General features: G+C 62.0%; 16 protein-coding genes. 8 read left to right on the top strand and 8 right to left on the bottom strand.

Annotation, left to right across the window (positions count from 1 at the left end; all coding sequences use genetic code 11):
- Window positions 1-94: 94 nt before the first annotated feature.
- Together M1D89_RS05805 and M1D89_RS05800 are read right to left on the bottom strand one after the other, a co-directional pair.
- Window positions 95-691: a DnaJ family domain-containing protein gene (locus M1D89_RS05805; RefSeq protein ID WP_498648842.1), complete on the bottom strand. Its 597-nt coding sequence runs from the start codon at window positions 689-691 to the stop codon at window positions 95-97.
- 252 nt (window positions 692-943) lie between these two features.
- Window positions 944-3223, bottom strand: coding sequence for a SulP family inorganic anion transporter (locus M1D89_RS05800; RefSeq protein WP_498648840.1), 2280 nt, complete (start codon window positions 3221-3223; stop codon window positions 944-946).
- Window positions 3224-3519: 296 nt separating this feature from the next.
- Here M1D89_RS05800 and M1D89_RS05795 point away from each other — a divergent pair, with 296 nt between their 5' ends.
- Window positions 3520-5658 (top strand): FG-GAP-like repeat-containing protein, encoded by a 2139-nt coding sequence (locus M1D89_RS05795; RefSeq protein WP_498648838.1) that lies wholly within the window; start codon window positions 3520-3522, stop codon window positions 5656-5658.
- 106 nt (window positions 5659-5764) lie between these two features.
- Window positions 5765-6325, top strand: a complete 561-nt coding sequence (locus tag M1D89_RS05790) for a hypothetical protein (RefSeq protein WP_498648836.1) — start codon at window positions 5765-5767, stop codon at window positions 6323-6325.
- Here M1D89_RS05790 and M1D89_RS05785 read toward each other — a convergent pair.
- The 4 genes from M1D89_RS05785 to M1D89_RS05770 form a co-directional block, all read right to left on the bottom strand.
- Complete coding sequence (locus M1D89_RS05785; RefSeq protein ID WP_498648834.1) at window positions 6279-6857, bottom strand: adenylate kinase; 579 nt, start codon at window positions 6855-6857, stop codon at window positions 6279-6281. The genes M1D89_RS05790 and M1D89_RS05785 overlap by 47 nt on opposite strands.
- A 101-nt stretch (window positions 6858-6958) precedes the next feature.
- A complete protein-coding gene (locus M1D89_RS05780; protein ID WP_498648832.1) occupies window positions 6959-7456 on the bottom strand; it encodes an SRPBCC family protein in 498 nt (165 codons plus the stop codon).
- On the bottom strand, window positions 7453-7815 hold the full coding sequence (locus tag M1D89_RS05775; protein WP_498648830.1) for an ArsR/SmtB family transcription factor: 363 nt from the start codon (window positions 7813-7815) through the stop codon (window positions 7453-7455). The genes M1D89_RS05780 and M1D89_RS05775 overlap by 4 nt, the downstream gene beginning before the upstream one ends.
- A 48-nt stretch (window positions 7816-7863) precedes the next feature.
- Window positions 7864-8742, bottom strand: a complete 879-nt coding sequence (locus tag M1D89_RS05770; protein WP_498648828.1) for a MurR/RpiR family transcriptional regulator — start codon at window positions 8740-8742, stop codon at window positions 7864-7866.
- 108 nt (window positions 8743-8850) lie between these two features.
- On the opposite strand from M1D89_RS05770, the gene M1D89_RS05765 reads away from it, so the two are divergent.
- The 4 genes from M1D89_RS05765 to M1D89_RS05750 all read left to right on the top strand — a co-directional run bounded on the left by M1D89_RS05765 (window position 8851) and on the right by M1D89_RS05750 (window position 12777).
- Window positions 8851-10239: an MFS transporter gene (locus tag M1D89_RS05765; protein WP_498648827.1), complete on the top strand. Its 1389-nt coding sequence runs from the start codon at window positions 8851-8853 to the stop codon at window positions 10237-10239.
- 5 nt (window positions 10240-10244) lie between these two features.
- Window positions 10245-10739 carry a GAF domain-containing protein gene (locus tag M1D89_RS05760; protein ID WP_498650905.1) on the top strand — a complete coding sequence of 165 codons (495 nt, stop codon included), beginning with the start codon at window positions 10245-10247 and terminating at the stop codon, window positions 10737-10739.
- 1 nt (window position 10740) lies between these two features.
- Window positions 10741-11973 (top strand): metal-dependent hydrolase family protein, encoded by a 1233-nt coding sequence (locus tag M1D89_RS05755; RefSeq protein ID WP_498648825.1) that lies wholly within the window; start codon window positions 10741-10743, stop codon window positions 11971-11973.
- 93 nt (window positions 11974-12066) lie between these two features.
- Window positions 12067-12777 carry an SRPBCC family protein gene (locus M1D89_RS05750; RefSeq protein ID WP_498650904.1) on the top strand — a complete coding sequence of 237 codons (711 nt, stop codon included), beginning with the start codon at window positions 12067-12069 and terminating at the stop codon, window positions 12775-12777.
- 97 nt (window positions 12778-12874) lie between these two features.
- On the opposite strand, the gene M1D89_RS05745 is transcribed toward M1D89_RS05750, so the two are convergent.
- Window positions 12875-14908, bottom strand: coding sequence for a rhamnogalacturonan lyase (locus M1D89_RS05745; protein ID WP_498648822.1), 2034 nt, complete (start codon window positions 14906-14908; stop codon window positions 12875-12877).
- A gap of 368 nt (window positions 14909-15276) precedes the next feature.
- On the opposite strand from M1D89_RS05745, the gene M1D89_RS05740 reads away from it, so the two are divergent.
- The gene (locus tag M1D89_RS05740) at window positions 15277-16419 is read left to right on the top strand and encodes an LLM class flavin-dependent oxidoreductase (protein WP_498648820.1); all 1143 of its coding nucleotides are present in this window, start codon (window positions 15277-15279) and stop codon (window positions 16417-16419) included.
- Window positions 16420-16452: 33 nt separating this feature from the next.
- Window positions 16453-16911 (top strand): rhodanese-like domain-containing protein, encoded by a 459-nt coding sequence (locus M1D89_RS05735; RefSeq protein WP_498648819.1) that lies wholly within the window; start codon window positions 16453-16455, stop codon window positions 16909-16911.
- Here the strand turns inward: M1D89_RS05735 and M1D89_RS05730 are convergent.
- A complete protein-coding gene (locus M1D89_RS05730) occupies window positions 16875-18419 on the bottom strand; it encodes an MFS transporter (RefSeq protein WP_498648817.1) in 1545 nt (514 codons plus the stop codon). The two genes, M1D89_RS05735 and M1D89_RS05730, sit on opposite strands and share 37 nt — an antisense overlap.
- Window positions 18420-18427: the final 8 nt, after the last annotated feature.

Raw genomic sequence — 18427 nt, 5'->3', positions numbered from 1 at the left:
CCGTCGGCTGCTGTTTGTGCCGTCCCCGCCCAAGTAGGTCGCAATTGATGTCGTTCTCAGGGCTGGGAACGACCTGAACTGCTACTCAGTTGGGCTAGCCGGAGCCGTTCCAGAGGCGCTGCCACCAGGTCCGTTCACCCTGCGGTTCGGGTTCCGGCTCGGGAGGTGCCGCCGCGGCCCTGCGCTCCCGCCACTTGTCCACCTCAGCTTCCACATCACGGAGCTTGGTGATCACGGGAGGGCCGCCCTGCAGCTGGCGGCGCGCCTCGATTACGCGCTTGTTGAAGTCCTCGAGGATGTCCCGGACCTGTTTGTCCGTGTACTGCTGGTCCAACTTGGCGTCGAGCTCCGAGTCCTCGATCCGTAGCAAGATGGCGGGAGGACCGATACCGCTGAGCCGTTCGCGCTGGATGAGGCCCTTGACCCACCAGTCGGGGTCATAGTGCTCCCCCAGGCCGGGGATCGGCTTGCCGGCATACTTCAGGTCGTCGAACTTGCCTTGGTTCATGGCGTCCCGGATGAGGTACTCAACCCGGGCAGCGTCGTCTACCTTGCGGCGTTTCTCGCGTTCTTCGGCATCCGCGGCCTCAAGCTCTGCATCTTCCTCGGCATTTCCGCCCCAGGAGCGCACCGCCCGCAGTTCCGCTCCGCGCTCGAGCTTCCGCCTGAAGGCGTTGTTCTCGGCGTTCACGTTTCCGCCACCTCCTCACACGGCAGCCCTCGCCTGCCGGAAATCGTGGTTCTGAATCCAGTATTCCGCACCTTGCCCGTGGTTAATCCCCGTACCCCGGCACTCGTTATTTGAAACCGGACGAACCCCTGTGCCAATGCCACCCACTATGAAATTGCAGCAGCCCCGACACCCCGTGTTTCCGGGTGTGTCGGGGCCGAATGCAGCTCAAAGTGGGTGGTGGCCGAACCTGCAACCCGGGCGCTCCAGGAGCTAGGCGCGGACAGCCATGCTCGGATCCAGTTGCTCGATGCCCTCCGGCGTCACCAGGACGACCCGGGCCGTGCAGATGTCGTAGAACAATCCAGTGGCCTGCACTTGACCGGAAGCCAGAGCGGGGCCTGTGACAGGGTGTTCTTCCAATTTCCGGAGTTGAAGGGCCACGTTCACCATGCTCAATTGGTCGAGTCTGCTATACCCCTCGGCCGAAGCAGCAACCGCTACAGGGTGCCCGGCAAGCAGCGCGGAGTAGCTCGGCCGGGCATGCTCCAGCCAGGCATCGAAGCCGTCGCCCATGTTCGGCGAAGCCCCCTCAGCATCGGCAATGACCGCCTTCATCGCACCACAGTTGGAGTGGCCACAGACCACAATCGAGTCCACCGACAGCCCTTTGACGGCGAAGGACAATGCAGAGTCGATGGAAGCATCGCTGCCGTCGTTGCACACCACGTTGCCGATGTTCCGGAGGGTGAGGAGGTCGCCCGGTCCACTACTGGTGATCAGATTCGGGTTCACCCGGGAGTCGACGCAGGCAACAAAGAGCGTGTCCGGGTTCTGTCCCTCCGTGAGGTCCTGCACCAGCGGACGGACCTTGTCCGCGTGCCGCCGGTGATACTTGTCGATGCCCAGGAGGATCGACCGCAGCGGCAGCCGCCCGCCGTCGTCGTCGTCCGATGTTGAACCGACACCAGAAGGCAACCAGGAAGTACGGGGCGGCAGCGGGAATTCGCGCGGGTCCTGGCGCTGCGGAGTGTTGTCCTCGGCGTCGCTGAAAGCAGTGGTGCCGTGTTCTTCGAGGATCACCGACGCGCCGGTGTTGCGCTGCTGCTTCTGCCAGGCAACCAGGGCTTCGTGGAAGGCGTGATCGAGGTAGTCGGCGTTAAGTTCCACCACCACGTCCTGGCCTTCGGGCACAGAATGGAGGACGCGGTTGAGACGGGGCAGCGCGAAGAAGCTGCACGAGCCGGCGATGGTGACACGCCATGGCAGCGCTTCAGCAGAGGGAGCATGTGCGTGGATCTGTGCGCGGAGCACCCGCCAGAGCACGCAGAGGGCAGCCAGTGCGAGGCCGATGATGACGCCTTCGAGCAGGTTGAGGGCCACAACGCAGACCAGGGTGACGCTGTAGACGAGGAGGTCGCCGGTGCGGAGGCTGGTGCGGATGTCCGCAATTTTAATGAGCTTTGCGCCGATCACCAGCAGCAGACCTGCGAGCACGGACAACGGAATCAATTGGATGAGGCCGGCGAAGAGCGCAGAGAACACCAGGACCCACACGCCGTGCAGGATGGCCGAGGTCCGGTTCTTGGCGCCCGCTTCAACGTTGGTGGCACTCCGGACGATCACGCCGGTCACCGGGAGTCCGCCGAGCATGCCGGAAACGACGTTCGCTGAGCCCTGACCGACGAGTTCGCGGTTCAGGTTGGTGCGCGAGCCGCCATGCATTTTGTCCACGGCGACGGCTGACAAAAGCGACTCGATGCTCGCGATCAGCGCCACGGTGATGACAGCCATGGCCGCGGCGCGCCAGTTCCCGTCGGGCAGGCTGGGAAGTGCGATGGCGTCGAAAATGGACCCGCTGAAGCTGATGCGCTCCACGCTTGGTGCAACCGCAACGGAAACAGCTGTCACGGCGACGACGGCGGCAAGCGGCCCGGGGATTTTCCGCACCGCTGCGGGGAGGAACTTCCAAGTCAGCAGGATGGCGACGACGGCCAGACCCAGGAGCGCAGAGTGGAGCTCAACGTTAGTGATGGCCGCCGGAAGCCCGGTGAGGTTTTCGATAGCTGAGCCCGCGGCTTGACCGCCGAGAAGCACATGGAGTTGCTGGAGGATGATGGTAATCCCAATGCCTGCAAGCATCGCCTTGACCACCACCGGCGACACTGCCAGCGCCGCCCGGCCAATGCGGCTGACACCCATGAGCAGCTGCACGACGCCGGCAGCAGCGGTGATGGCGCACGTCACCTGCCAGCCGAACTCGTCCACCAAACCGGCAACGACGACGGTCAGTCCGGCGGCAGGGCCGCTCACCTGTAGTGGGGAGCCACCGAGACTGCCTGCGACAATGCCGCCGACGGCCGCGGCGATGAGGCCCGCCATGACGGGAGCACCTGAGGCTGCGGCGATGCCGAGGGAAAGCGGAAGGGCTACCAGAAAGACGACGAGCGACGCAGGGAGGTCTGCCCCGAGATTGCTCAGGAAGGCGGGCTTGGTTCCTGGCGGGCTGTGTGAGTCGGCGGGAACGGTGGCGGATTCGTTTGACTGCGGCATTGGTTCTCCTAGCTCGGGGACTGCTGACCCTTCCAAGCTACGGAATCTGTCACCACTAATGACAAGAGGATGTGACAGGCATGACAAAAGCTGTGAAGATGCGGCTTCATGTTGGGACCAAGGGGAACTTTCGCGGGGGTGGAGTGCGTTGAAGGTCCGGACCTCTGGCGTGCCTCGATGAAACATTGCGACCCGGATCACATTCGATGCACGGCTGGCTGTAGGCTTCGCTGGTTGAAGCGATAGTCGCGAATCCAATTATTGGGGGTTGAGCCTTGGCCGCTCGGGGTATATCCATGTCTTTTGTCGGTGCTGGCAGGCGCCTTGCTGCCGGGCTTCTGGTCTTGCTCACGACGGCGACCGTCCTCGTCGGAGTGGGAGCAGGGTCGGCCCAAGCTGACATCTTGACTGACCAAAAGTTCAAAGGCAGCATGCCAATAGATGAAGTGTTGAATGCCAAGACCAACAAGATCTACGTGACGAATTACACCGCCAAGTCTGTGATGGTCATTGATGGAAACACCATGACTGCGAAATCGATCGCTGTTACCGAGTTTCCCGCGGAAATTGCCATCAATGAAATTACCAACAAGATATACGTCTCTCATGCCGGCAGCAACGTGCTCACCGTAATCGACGGCGCATCTGAAATGACGACGACAATCGCACTCGCATCGCGCCCATCGGCTCTCGCCGTTAACAGCAAGACCAACAAAATCTATGTTAGCCACAGGGGCGTAGGACTCTCCGTTATCGACGGGTCCACTCGGACAGCAAGTCTTTTGCCTTCGCCCTTGGCTGTTGAATCAATGGTCGTTGATGAGACAACGAACAGGGTCGTTGTCACGGACTGGGTCAGTAACAAGACCGCGGTTCTCGACGGAGTTAAACATACTTTCAGCACAATCGATCTCGGATGCGTCGCACAGTCTGCGGTATTGAATAGCGCTACCCAGCAGGTCTTCTTTGCCTGCCCGGCCACCAAAGCATTTGCGGTTCTCAATGGACAAACCAATGGCGTAACTCTGGTCGCCACTGGAACAGATGCCCGCCCAAGCGTCATGGCAATTAATCGCAAAGCCAACGTGGTCTATGCCTCAGATCAAGGCGGCCAGTATCTGACGGCACTCGACGGAACCACACTAAAAGTTACTAATACCCCCGCCGCCCAAACCACTTATCAGAGCATTTCAGTCAATGAAACCACCAGCAAAGTCTATGCATCCGATCATTACGGTTACCGAGTAACAGTATTTGATTCGCAGGCAAACCTCCTGGGTGATGTCCGGGGCTTCAACAACCCTGCTGACCTGGCCGTGAACGAGGCCACGAACAAGATCTATGTCCTCGACTCAGGTGCCGCTGAGATCCGGATCATAGACGGCAAAAACGTTCCACCTACCATCACATCCAGCCTTCCCCCGAGCACAGGCACAGTGGGAGTCCGGTACGCGCATAGTCTGACGTCAAGTGGGTCGCTGGTACCTCAGTTCAAAGTCGCCAGCGGAGTACTACCCCCAGGCCTCACTCTGGAGTCCCTAAATCATGGCGGGTTGCTGCACGGCGTTCCCACCACTCCAGGCACTTACACCTTCCGCATCGCAGCAATCAATGGCTACAACCCGGATGCCGTAACCCCACTGCTCAGCATCACGATCAAAGCGGCTAAGGTCGGGCACGACTTTAATGGAGACCTCAAGCCCGATGTTCTTTCGCGCGATGGAAATGGGAACTTATGGCTGTACCCGGGCCAAGGCAACGGTGGCTGGCTTCCACGGATTCAGGTTGGGCACGGCTGGAATGTGATGACGTCCATCGTGGCCCCCGGGGACTTCAACGGTGACGGCAAAGCAGATGTGTTGGCACAGGATGCCAACGGCGCGCTCTGGCTCTACCCCGGGGGCGGCTGGTTCGGAAGAATCCATGTGGGTCAAGGGTGGAACTCGATGAGTGCCATCACGGCAGTCGGGGACCTCGACTTGGACGGAAACGCGGACTTGGTGGCACGTGACCCGGATAGCTATCTCTGGCTCTACCGAGGCAACGGCAAAGGTGGCTGGTTTTCCCCAGACCGGAAGGGCAACGGGTGGCAGGTTTTGACGGCGATGACGGGGCCCGGCGATTTCACCAAGGACGGTGTTCCGGATCTTCTGGCTGTTGACGGAGCCGGAGCCTTGCAGGCTTACAGAGGTCATTGGGCACGGCATGACTGGGGAGTGTCGTCTGATCTAATTGGTCCCACCCAAGTCGGCTACGGCTGGAACGCCATGACCGCAATCGCGGGCCCCGGTGATTTCAACGGTGACGGCAACGTGGATCTCCTGGCCCGTGACGCCGGAGGCGCCCTGTGGCTCTACCCCAGCAACGGCCAGGGAGGATGGCTTCCCCGTGGCCTGGTCGGCTCCGGCTGGAACGCCATGAACCTGATCATCTAGCACCAAGAAACAGAGCAAGGCGGACGACGGCGGGAACCTCCCGCCGTCGTTCGCTGTACGCCCAACATGGCAAGACCCTAAGGCGCCTTAGAATAGGCTGGCTCTCATGACCGATTCCGAGGCCCAGCCCGTCCGCATCAGTTCCGAGCCCGCGCAGCTGCAAGCTTTGGAACCCGTGCTCGACAAAGTGCGGGCCGCTGTGGGGGACGTGGCGGCGTTGCTGGTCATCGCGGAGGATATTGGATGGACAGCACCAAAACCGGGCGAGGGAAACACCGCCAAGCTCTGGGAGCTCCTGGCCTCCGTCACAGCCGTGGACATTGCTGCGGGACGAGTGCTCGAACCGCACCTCGATGCGCTTGCAATCCTCACGCAGGCCAGAGTCCAGGCCGGAGTCGAAGCCGAAGGCCAACACAAAGGCGCCTGGGGAGTCTTCGCAGCGGAGGGCCCCGGAATGAGGCTTGAGGCCAAGAGACAGCTACGGACAGCATCCGAGTTCTCACATCGGGACGGACGCATGCCCGCGCCCCGGAAGGATTCGCCGGGTATCTACGCTCCCTTGCAGCTGAGCTGCCACCTGCCGGGCGTCCGACTGCCGCCAGCGGCTAATCCGCCAGCGGCTAGCCCCTCAGCGCCCCCTCTAACGCGGCAATCGCTGCCTTCGTGATCATTTCCCGTTGCCCTGATCCATCAACGGTGAGCAGAATCCCGCGGTGCGAGTACGCCGTCAGCACTGTTTGCGTCTCGTCCCGGTACAGTTCCAGACGGCGTTGGATCACGGGTTCTGTGTCATCGGCGCGCCCCTCTTCCTGTGCTCGGAGCAGCATCCGGTCAATGAGTTCATCATCGGAACCGGTTAGCTCGAGGACCGCTTCAAGGGCTTGCTGCCGATCAGCGAGTATCTCGTCCAGCGCACCAATCTGGATGACGGTCCTGGGATAGCCGTCAAGGAGGAAACCGGCCGCGGCATCCGCTTCTTCAAGCCGGACTCTCAGCATTGCCGTGGTGACGTGGTCCGGCACGAACTCGCCGCGATCCATATATCCGCTGGCTTCAGCACCCAACTCCGTCTTGTCGCGGACGTGGGCGCGGAACAGCTCACCAGTAGAAATGGCAGGGATCCCAAAATGCCGCGCGATGTGCTCCGCCTGCGTGCCTTTACCGGATCCCGGAGGGCCAATGATGATCAATCGCGCCATGACACTGGTCCGTTTCGAGAGGCAGCCGGGACTTAACCATACGCCGACGACGGCGGGAGGTACCCGCTGTCGTCGGCATCTTTTTGCTGGTGTTCCAGTCGTCAGGCGTTGGCTGATTCCTTAAGGACGGCGTCGATCTGCTCGGCCGCCTCCCGCATTCCTTCTTCCATGCCCATCTCGACCATCTTCTGCATCTGCTCCTCGGAGTCGAAGGTGGAGGTGATGGTCATCCGGGTGCGGTTCTCCAGGGGTTCAAGCTTCACGGTGGCGTGCGTGATGCCCAGGTCATTTACGGGCTCGCCCTGCTCATCTGCGAAGCCGTCGTCGAATTCCAGGTGGTCCGGGGCGTTGATGGCGGTGAACTTCCACCAACCCCGCGCCTTGGTGCCGTCCGGTCCGGTCATGTAGTAGGCGGCCTTCCCGCCAACGGTGAATTCATGCGTCTCAAAAGTGGCCGGCCAAGTCGGCGGACCCCACCAACGCTCAAGCTGCCGGGGGTCTTCCCAGATCCTCCAGACGCGTTTCACGTCGGCATCGAATTCAGAAACAATGCTGAAGCTCAGAGCCTCGACATCCTTGTTTACGCTCACAACAGTCATGGCAGATCCCTTTCATCATCTTCGGCGAGTATGTCCGCAATCCGGCCGGCGCGTTGCCGCCAGATCATTTCAAGTTGATCCAGCAGATGGCGGGCTTTCTGTAATCCTTCATGGTTCCCCCGCACGATCTGCTCCCTCCCACGCTTTTCCTTGGTGACCAGGGAGGCCCGTTCCAGGACCGCGACATGCTTTTGCACGGCCGCGAAACTCATGGTGTAGAGCGCGGCGAGCCCGGAGACCGAGTACTCCCCCGCCGTCACCCGGGCCACGATGTCCCTGCGCGTCGCATCTGCCAACGCGTGGAACAGGCGGTCGCTTTCGGCGTCCGAGGGCCTTGTCTTGAGCTGATCTACAACCATTTGGTTGTACGATATCGCCGACTCGCGGGCTAAGTCAATGGCCCCGCGTTAGGAACTTGAGCGGGGATGCATGATACGCATCTGATCCCAGGTCCGCTCCGAGGCGGCGATGTTCTGGTTGGAGCGTTCGCGGTCCAAGGAGGCAAGCTCGACGGCGATCGCCTGGACCGCAGCCACCGCACCTGTCAGGGATGGGAAGAAACCGGCACCCTCCGTGGGCACCACAATCCTGTGGTCAGCGTGCACGGCCACCGGCGAGCCGGCACTGTCGGTGATGGAAACGATGGGCGTGCCCAGATTGTGGGCGATATCGACGGCCCGCATGGTGCTGTCATAGACCCGCCAGAGACTGATGGCAATGACCAGGTCCTCCGCACCGAGCCGTGCAATCGCATTGGTGAGGGCGGCGACGTCGGCATCGAGGAGCCGGACGTTGTATCCGGCGATGATTGCGTTGTGCTCCAGCGCCTTGCCGGGGATGGCGTAGCTTCCTGCCGCGACGATGAAAGTTTGCCGCGCACCAGCGATTGCCTTCGCAATATTGTGAAGCGTGTCGGCGTCCAAGGTGCGCTCAAAATGGGCCAGATTGGCCCGGTCAGTGGACACCGCAGCTTGTGCAGGACTGCTGATGTGGCCATTGTGTTCGGCGGCAACTTCCACGGCGCTCAGTGACGCCAGGAACCGGGATCTTAGCTCGAATTGGAAGTCTGCCCAGCCCTTGAACCCCAGTGTTTGCGCGGTTCGGGTCACGGTGGAGGCATTCGAGGCGGCCACTGCGGCGATGTCACTGACGGAGCCATATGACGCAAGCCGGGGCTGGGAGCGGAGGATGCCAATCACCTGCAATTGGCGGGCTGCGAGCTTGCGTCCTTGGACACGACTGTCCAGCCACTCGGTCAGCGTTGACGAGTCGAAATCTTCTTCCACCTATTGACCTACCTCACACTTTGGCCGTACCTTCGATACATCACTTCTGCACAGATCCGTGCATATTCCTAAAAATGTACAACTTGGCCCACTTTGGCAGGAATCACCATGTCTCTCACAGCACGCTTGGATCGTCTGGCTCTCAGTCGACCACACTACAAGCTTCTCCTCATTGGAGGCCTCGGCTACTCGTTCGACGGTATGGACGGGGCAGTGGTCGCCTTCCTGCTCCCGCGCATCCAGGAACTGTGGGGCCTCAGCACCGCGAGCCTTGGATTGGTTGGCTCGGCAGCCCCGCTCGGCTTCTTCTTCGGCGCGATCCTGGCTGGCTGGATGGGCGACCGCTTTGGCCGCAAGAAGGTCATGCTCTGGGCACTGGCCTTCTACTGCCTCATGTCAGTGGTGGCCGCCATGGCCCCCAACTTTGAAATCTTCCTCATTGCACGGATCTTTGCAGGTTTGGGTGCAGGCGCTGAAAGCGTGATCATTGCACCGTTCCTCTCCGAGTTCATTCCCCCGAAGCGTCGAGGCTGGTTCATCGGAACCCTCGCCGGCTTCTTCTCCTTCGGCTTCGTGGGTGCCGCCCTCATCGGGCGCTTCGTTGTCCCACTGGGCGAGGACGGCTGGCGCTGGGCGCAGGTCATCACTGCAATTCCCATCCTTCTCCTTCTCTGGTGGCGACGCAGCCTGCCGGAATCCCCCCGGTATCTCATCAGCCGCGGTCGCATTGCAGAGGCCACGGAAGTGGTGGATCGCTTTGAGCAAAGCGTTGTAAAGGCCACCGGCAAACCACTCGCCGCCCTGCCGCCAGCCGAGGAAGAGATCACCAAGCACGAGCAGAAAATCAGCATCTGGAATGCCCTCAAATTCATGTGGTCCAGGGCCATGCGCCGTCGCACTGCGGTGATCTGGTTGATCTGGTTCGTCATCACGTTCTCCTACTACGGCTTCTTCTCCTGGATTCCCACTCTCCTTGTAGGCCGCGGCATCACCATCACCAAGAGCTTCGAGTTCTCGATACTGATTTATCTGGCCCAGATCCCGGGCTACTTCTCCGCCGCATGGTTGTGTGACCGGATTGACCGCAAGAACACCATCGCCCTGTACCTGGCGGGATCCGCCATCAGCGCCTTCTGGCTGAGCCAATCCAACGATTCCGGCATGATCCTGGTGGCGGCCGCAACATTGTCCTTCTTCCTCAACGGAACCTACGCCGGCGTCTACGCCTACACTCCGGAGCTCTTCCCCACCTGGATGCGTGCCACGGGTGTTGGCCTGGCCAGCGCGGTGGGCCGTATCGGCAGCATCCTGGCTCCATCCATCATCGGCATCTTCGCCGCTTCCCTTGGCTTCGGTGGAGTGTTCACCATGACCACGGTAGTGCTGACCATCGGCGTCCTTGGCGTGGTCATCTTCGGCGCGTCCACAGCGGGGAAGTCGCTGGAAGACATCAACGCCCGCGCCGAGCATGATCCGGCAGCGGCAGGAAGTAAGTGAACACCATGAAGACCGACGTAGTTTTCCAGCAAACCTTCGACGCAATGCAGAAGGAACCAGGAGTCATTCTCTTCACGGCGCTGCAGTGGATTCCGAAACGCTCCAGCCTCAAGCGACTCTTCACCAGCCATCCGGCCGAATACCCGGTGGGCGGCGAGAAGACCGTAGAGATCTCGCCCGGCTGGTTGGGGACGGTCATCGAGGACAAGGAGCCTTTCCTCGCGGCCAACCTGGAAGCCCTCCGGGAAGTCTTTTCAGACTCCGGACTCATCCAGCAACTGGGCTGCGGCGCCGTCATCAACGTGCCCGTCCTCGACCAACAGCACAACGTTGTGGGCGTTCTCGCACTCCTGGATGCAGAAGGCAAGTACACGCAGGAAAGTGTGGAATCCGCCGTCGACGTCATCAACGCGAACCGGGCTGAGCTGGTTCAGGCCTTTGAAGCGCACCCCACAGAAGTCACCGAAGCCCCCGAAGCCCCCGCGAAGGACACCGTTTAACGTGAGCACCACCCCAGAAACCATCCCGTTGGTCATCCGCAACGCGAGCGTCCTGGACGTCGAGGCGGGCACCTACTCCACTGCCGACGTCGTAAGCGTTGACGGGAAGATCAGCAGTGTCGGGCCGAACGCCGAGATGCCCTCCGGCGCGCGGGTCATTGACGGCACCGGAAAGTTCGTCATCCCCGGCCTGATCGATGCGCACGTCCACGTGGTGGCGTCCAGCGCCGATTTCCGTTCGCTCACCTACACGCCGGCGTCCTACGTTTATGCGCAGACCGCACGGATCATGGGACAGATGCTGCGTCGCGGCTTCACGACTGTCCGCGATCTGTCCGGCGCCGATTTTGGGCTGGCCATGGCTCAGGAAGAAGGTCTGCTCGAGGGTCCGAAGATCCACTTCTGCGGTCACGCGCTCAGCCAGACCGGCGGTCACGGCGACATGCGCTTGCCCGGCGAAGACCATGATCCCAACGGACGCGGCTGTTGCGGCATCGGCCGTGTGGCCGACGGCGTGGATGCGGTCCGCGCGGCCGCTCGCGACGAGATCCGCAAGGGCGCCCACCACATCAAAATCATGGCGTCCGGCGGCGTCTCCTCTCCCACGGACCGCATCGACTCCACCCAGTACTCCATGGAAGAGATGCGCGCCGCAGTGGAAGAGGCCCAAGCCGCCAACCGCTACGTTGCGGCCCACGCCTACACCGCCCGAGCCATCAACCGCGCCCTGGAAGCAGGCGTCCGCTCGATCGAACACGGCAACCTCTTGGACGATGAGAGCCTCAAGCTGTTCCTGGAAAAGGACGCTTTCCTGGTCCCCACCCTTGTCACCTACTGGGCGTTAAAGGAAGAGGGTAAGGAATTCGGCCTCACGGAGGAAATGTGGGCAAAAGTCGATTCAGTACTCACCAGCGGACTTGAAGCGATCGCCCGCGCCCACGAAGCGGGCGTCAAAATGGCCTTCGGCTCCGACCTCCTGGGCGGGATGCACCGCCACCAGAACGAGCAGTTCAGGCTGCTCGGTAAGGTCCAGCCAGCTATTGACGCCATTCGCTCTGCAACCACGACGGCGGCTTTGCTGCTTGAGCGCGAAGGTGAACTTGGCGTGATCTCGCCTGGGGCGGATGCCGACATGCTGGTCCTTGGGGCCGACCCTGTGGCGGATATTTCCGTGCTGGCCGACATTTCCGAGCACCTTGAGTACCTCATCCAGAATGGCCGGGTGATCTCCTAGCTTCTGCTTCTGCACCCCCGCCTGGACCTGTTATTACCCTCCACAAAGCTCGATAATGTAAGTATGCTGATCAATATCGAGTAGGAGGACATGATGACCACGAAAGTGAACAAGACCATCATGGTCAACGTTCCGGTCAGTACGGCCTACAGGCAGTGGACCAAGTTCGAGGAGTTTCCGCACTTCATGGGCGGGGTGGAACGCGTGACACGGCTCAGCGACGACAGGCTGGAATGGGTGGCCGAAATCGCGGGCGTCCATCGCCGCTGGGAAGCCAAAATCGTTCAGCAGGACGTGGACCGCGCTGTGGCTTGGGCCGCCGTCGAGGGTGCCAAGAATGCCGGCTGGGTTGATTTCAAGGAGGCGGGCCCCAGCCAGACGTCACTGCATCTGTCCTTGGAATACGAACCGCACGGCGTCCTCGAATTCCTGGGAGACAAGTTGCACATTGTTGAAAGGCAGGCTGAGTCAGACTTGAAGAAGTTCAAGGAGTACATCGAGAAGCAGGCACCGGAGACCGGCGTCGGGACCACAGGGTCAACCACCACGGGCAGCACTGCCGGCACGGCAACCGGCGCGGCTGCCGCCACCGGCGCTTCCGGCACCCCCACCTCGGATTCGCCACCGATCGTCGATCCCGTCACCCACGTCTTTGACCAAACCAACGGGTTGGTGGACCTTGAAGGCGATTCCGACGAAACCGCCGACAGCGACACCCGCAGCGCCGCCGAACGGCAGAAAGACGAGGAGCGCGGCCCAGGCTTCATACCGCCCCAGAGCGGCTGGTTGCCAGGACAGCGCTAAGCCCAACATCGAGTGCCGCCCGGTTTCAACGCGACCCGGGCGGGACTCACTTGTTAAGCGCTCTGTTCTTAAAAGGCCTTCGGCAGCAGGGAACCGGCTACTTCTTGGTCCCTGTATAGACGACGTCGGGAATCGCCGGAGCCTGCATGCCCTCACCAATGAAGAAGCTCGGGTGCGGAGGCTGGTTGTAGGCGACGTTTTCGCGGGCCACAGCTGTGCGGTAGACCGTGTCATGCATCAGGGTCCGCAGGCGAACCTCGGTGGGAGCCGTGGTGGTGTAGATCCGCAACTCGCTGCTGTCGGCGGACGGCCAGGCGATCTCCTCGCGCCAGTCACCCAGGATGTCCGCTTGGATTGACGGGTTGCCCTTGGTGGTGTTGTTACTGCGTGCACCTTCGGCAGTCAGGAGCCGATCGCTGGACTCGGTTTCCCAGTTCCATTTGGAGATGGTGGGAACGCCGCGGGACAACGTTGCGTCATAGTCGTGGTCCACAATTTCCCGGAGCAGGTCACCATCCCACCATGCCAGGAAGTTCGCGGCGGGGATCTTCCCGGCGATCAGCTCGCCCTTGGCCGATACCAACTGGCCAACCGGTGAGTCCCACGCGGCCGTACCTCCGACAGCCCATCCTTCCGCCCCGGCATAGCGGGGATCGATGTCACCTGCTGCACCGCGACCGGTGTCCCTGGCCGCCGGGATGCTCCAGATGACTTCACCGGTGGCGGCATCGCGGAATGTTGCTCCACGGTTGCCGCTCTGGCTCATGCTCTCGTGGACGGCGAACGTCTCCAGCCCAGGCCTGGACGGGTCCAAGTCGCTGGTGTGTATGGCATCGCCGTGGCCAAGCTTGGTGTTGTAAAGAGGCTGGCCATTGTCGTCGATGGTCATGGAACCGAAGATGAACTCGTCCTTGCCGTCCTGGTCCACGTCAGCAACGGACATGTTGTGGTTACCCTGCCCCTTGTATTCGTCCCCGGCAAGGTTCGAATCGAAGGTCCAGCGCTTCACGAGCTTGCCGTCCACCAGATCGTAGGTGACCAGGACGGTGCGCGTGTAGTAGCCGCGGCTGACCATCATGGATGGATGCTCACCGTCGAGATAGGCCACTCCGGCCAGGAAGCGATCTACGCGATTTCCGTAGTTGTCGCCCCAGCCGGCGACAGCGCCACGCGGGGGCTCGTAGGCCACGGTGTCCATGATGGTGCCGGTTTCGCCCTTGAAGACGGTCAGGAATTCCGGACCGGAAAGGATGTAACCAGCACTGTTGCGGAAGTCGGCGTCGGCGTTCCCGATGACCGTTCCGGCGGCATCGCGGGTGCCGTCCGCTGTCTTGAGGGAAACCTCAGCCTTGCCATCGCCGTCGAAGTCGTAGGCCAAAACCTGGGTGTAATGTGCGCCGGCGCGGATGTTGCGGCCCAGGTCAATGCGCCACAGCTTGCTGCCATCGAGCTTGTAGGCGTCCACGTAGACGTTGCCCGTGTATCCGGACTGGGAGTTGTCCTTAGCGTTGGACGGTGCCCAAGTTTGAATAACCTCGTACTTTCCGTCACCGTCGAGGTCCGCGACGGTCGCATCGTTGGCGGAGTAGGTATAGGGCTTCCCGTCAGGGGTCACTCCATCGGCCGGTTTGTCCAGCTTGATGGCCATATAGTTCTGCGCCAGCGGCGTGACGGCTTCGCTCAGCTTGTCCTCGCCTTGCCCATTGCCGACGGTTTTAATGACATAGTTGGACTCCGCCGTTCCATCCGGGTCCACGAACATTGTGGCATTTCGGATGGGTTCCGGGGTGATATTTACGCCGTCGCGCAGGACTTGGAAGCCGACGCTGTCCTTGTCCAGGCCGAGCATGCGCCAGCTCAGCGTGACGCCCTGATCCGTCAGGACAGCAACCGGCGCCCGGTCCAGGTTCTCCACCTGCCGCTTAAGGGTGGATGGAGCCTTCGCGGCAGGCACGACGCCGGGGAGGCCGGCTTGCGCTGCTTGCGGGATTTGGGCGGGGGCTGCTTGAGCGAGGGGGACGCCCGTCAACGCGATGGCGGCAGCGGCGAGTGAAGCAGAGGCCGCCAGGGGGACAGCCTTCCATGCGCGGCCACGGGTACTGCGGTAAGAACATTTCGAGGGGTAAGCCAAAGAACATCTCCTTTGATGCTGGGCGGCAGAGGATCTGCACGACCGGATTGGAACGTTTCACACACGCCATGCAGTCAGCCCATCGAGACGAGGGGTTGGTGCGCAGCAATGTGAGAAAACGCTTTCCGCCAACAAGGTTTACCAGCGCCTCAATCACCCAGTCAAGAGTTTGACAAGAAATGACTGTGAGAATTCGGTGGGAAATGTTCGGATTTGTACAGGAGACTCAGCAAAGATGCAGGGGTCACAGGTTCGTAACCGGCGGTCCTTATGACGGTCCGTTTCGCCGGATTTCGCTGGATTTACCCCCGTTGAGCGGGGTGACGGATCCGCTTTGGCTGACGCATTGCGCTCCGTAGTGTCGTGCCATGCCGAAGCCTTCAGTTACTCCCCTGTCCGTCCTTGACCTAAGTCCGGTGTCAGCCGGGCAGACCCCAGGCGAGGCTTTGCGCAGCACCCTTAACCTTGCCGCCGCCACAGAGGCTTCCGGCTATTCGCGGTACTGGTTGGCCGAGCACCACCTCAATACCGGTGTTGCTGGTTCTGCTCCACACATCCTCGCCGGCCTGGTGGCGTCGGCCACCAAAACCATCCGAGTGGGTACCGCGGCCACCCTGCTGGGAAACTACAAGCCGCTTCAGATTGCGGAGAGCATCGGAACGCTCGCCGCGGTCTTCCCTGACCGTTTGGACCTCGGCTTTGGTCGCTCCGGGCCGCCCAAGTCGCCCAGCGAACCGGCGCCTGGGGTGGTGTTTGCAGCGGACGTGGCCGCTTCCGGCGACCGAGTGATTGACGGTCTGCTGATCCCTTCCCCGCGCCCTATCTTCGGCGCCGTCCTTCCCAGGAAGTTCCGACTGCAAGCTGAATTGCTGGGTCGTTTCCCCGGGGACACGGACAATTTCGAGAACGACGTGCAGGACATCATCGGGTTTTTCACCGGCGACTACAGGACGAAGCACGGCGAGGAAGTCACGGCAACACCTGCCCTTGGCCAGGCGCCGCAGTTCTGGATCCACGGCTCAACCGCCGGACCTAGTGCCCGGCTCGCTGGCAAGCTGGGTCTTCCCTTCGGCGCGAATTACCACGTAGCACCGGCAGGGGTGCTGGATTCCATCGCTGAATACCGGGCCCACTTCGAACCGTCCGCCGCCTTGCAGGAACCGTATGTGATCGCCTCGGCAGACGTCTTGGTGGCCCCAAACGAACACCAGGCTCAGCGCTTGGCCCGCGGCTACGCCCAATGGGTTTACGGTATCCGCAGCGGCCAGGGCGCCATCCCCTACCCTTCGCCCGACGATGCACTGGATCTTCCCTTGGACGCGGAAGCCGAGGAGCTGATCAAAGACCGAGTGGATACCCGCTTTGTGGGCGACCCCCACCAAGTCAGTCACAAGCTACGCACGCTGCAACGCGCAACTGGGGCCCAGGAACTCCTGATCAGCACTACTGCCCACCACCCCGCCGACCGGCAGAGCTCCTACCAACTGCTCGCCGAGGCCTGGGGTCTCTAGTTTCCGATTTCCACTCACCCATAAAGGAGCAGTATGTCCATCGAAACCGAAGTGCAGGATACCCAGCTGATCACCGCTGATGAAGCGGCAAAGCTCATCGAAGAGGGCGCCCTACTGATCGATGTCCGCAGCGAAGGCGGCCGTGCCAGCACCGGCGCGGTTCCTGGTGCCGTGGTGGTCAACCGCGAGCATGTTGAGGAGGACTTCAACCCGGAATCCGCCCATCGTTTGGCGCAGGTCAGCGGAACGGACCAGAAAATCGTGGTGTTCTGCGGCTCCGTGAACGGCTCACGTCCCGTAGCGCAGAAGCTCAAGGTCCTCGGCTATGCCAACGCAGTCCACGTGGATGGAGGGTTCCCGGCCCTGCGCGACGCCGGCGTCCCCACCACGCGTCCCACGGTTGCGCCCAGTGAAACAGCCCCCGCCGTCGAACCGGCAGTGCCGGTCGCAACAGCTCAGGCGTCAACCGCTTCGGTGGCTTCCGAACGCTGAGTACCTGCCGCCGTCGGGCCTTCCGGCTTATGTACTGCCGCCGCCGTCGGGGCTTCCTTTCCGGAAGTCACGACGGCGGCACTTGTGTCTCTGCGGTCCCGCGCCTCACGCAGCCAGTCGAGTCCGCCGGCAAGCAAGGCGGCGCCAAGCAGAATGCAGCACATGACGATGCCTTGGTGGAAGGCGTCCTTTGACGCTTCGCCAGTGGCTGCTCGGTGCGCATCCAGGAACATGCCTGCCGCCGCGGCTGAGCAAAGCGCTGCCGCGAATCTTTGGCTGAGTTGGTAAAAACCCGCTGCTACGCCGGCGGCGCCCACGGGTGCATTCGCGAGGGTGAGGGTCTGGTTCGGTGCAACCACCAGGCCGGTCGCCACTCCTTGGAAAAGCCCGACGGCGGCCACGGCAAGGGCCGCTGTCCCGCCGTCGAACCCCTGCACGAAGAGGTCCTTGGTTACCAAGCAGGCCAGACTGCCCACGAGCGCGAAGACGATCCCAAGACGCCCGTATCGGGCGACGAAGCGCCAACTGAAGCTGGACGCCAACAGCATTCCGGCTGCTTGCGGCGCGAGGATGGCTGCAGCTGCCAAAGGAGCCATCCCGCTCCCGGCAAGGAAGTAGAACGCCGTGACAGCGGCCATTCCGGCACCGACACCGAACTGGCAGAGCGCCACCACAGTGCCTAAGGCATAGCCCCTGGATTTCATCAGCGCGGCACTGAGCAAGGGGGTTCGTCCGCGCCGGTGGTAGAGGATTTCCCAGCCGGCGAAGGCGAGGAGCGCACTCCCGCCGATCGCCAGCGACGTCACGGCAATAGTGCGTGAATCGTAAATTGTCGGGATGAGCGAGGCGATCACCACTCCGCCGAGCAACAGCGCACCCGGCACATCGATGGAGGGCTTCGTCGTGCCCTTTTCCGGGTCTTTGCTGGCCGGCCGGGGCAGGAGCCGGAAGGCCAGCGGAACCAGGACCAGCACCAAGGGAACATTCGCGAGGAACAGGACCCGCCAGCCGATCGACGGGTCTCCCAGTGAGAGGACGAGTCCGCCGATCAGCGGGCCGCAGACCGCAGCGGAACCGCCGGCGGCAGCGTACGCACCCAGTGCTTTGGCGCGGTCAGGCCCGGAGTAGATGTCCTGCAGGAGGCCAAGCACTTGCGGATTCAGGGTTCCCGCCCCGAGCCCCTGCAGGAGCCTGGCGACGATGACCAGCGATGGGTCCGTGGCCAGGCCGCCCAGCAGGCTCGATGCCCCGAAGACGGCAATGCCTGCGATGAAGAGGGTTCTCCGGCCGACAATGTCACCCAGCCTGCCCGCGGGAACCAGCGCAACACCAAACGCCAGTGAATAGCTCGCCAGGATCCATTGCACAGAGCCTGAATCGGCGTGAAGCGAGACGGACATCGCGGGAACCGCCAGCACGAACATTGACTGGTCCAGCAGAGTGATGAATCCTGCGCCCAGGCAAAGCCAGAGGGCGGAACGTTTAGAGTGGCTTCCCGGGCCGTTCATCGCGTTCC

This window comes from Arthrobacter sp. D3-18 (assembly GCF_054408525.1).
The sequence above is the reverse complement of the archived record's forward strand: the minus strand, read 5'-3'. Positions and strand labels throughout refer to the sequence as shown.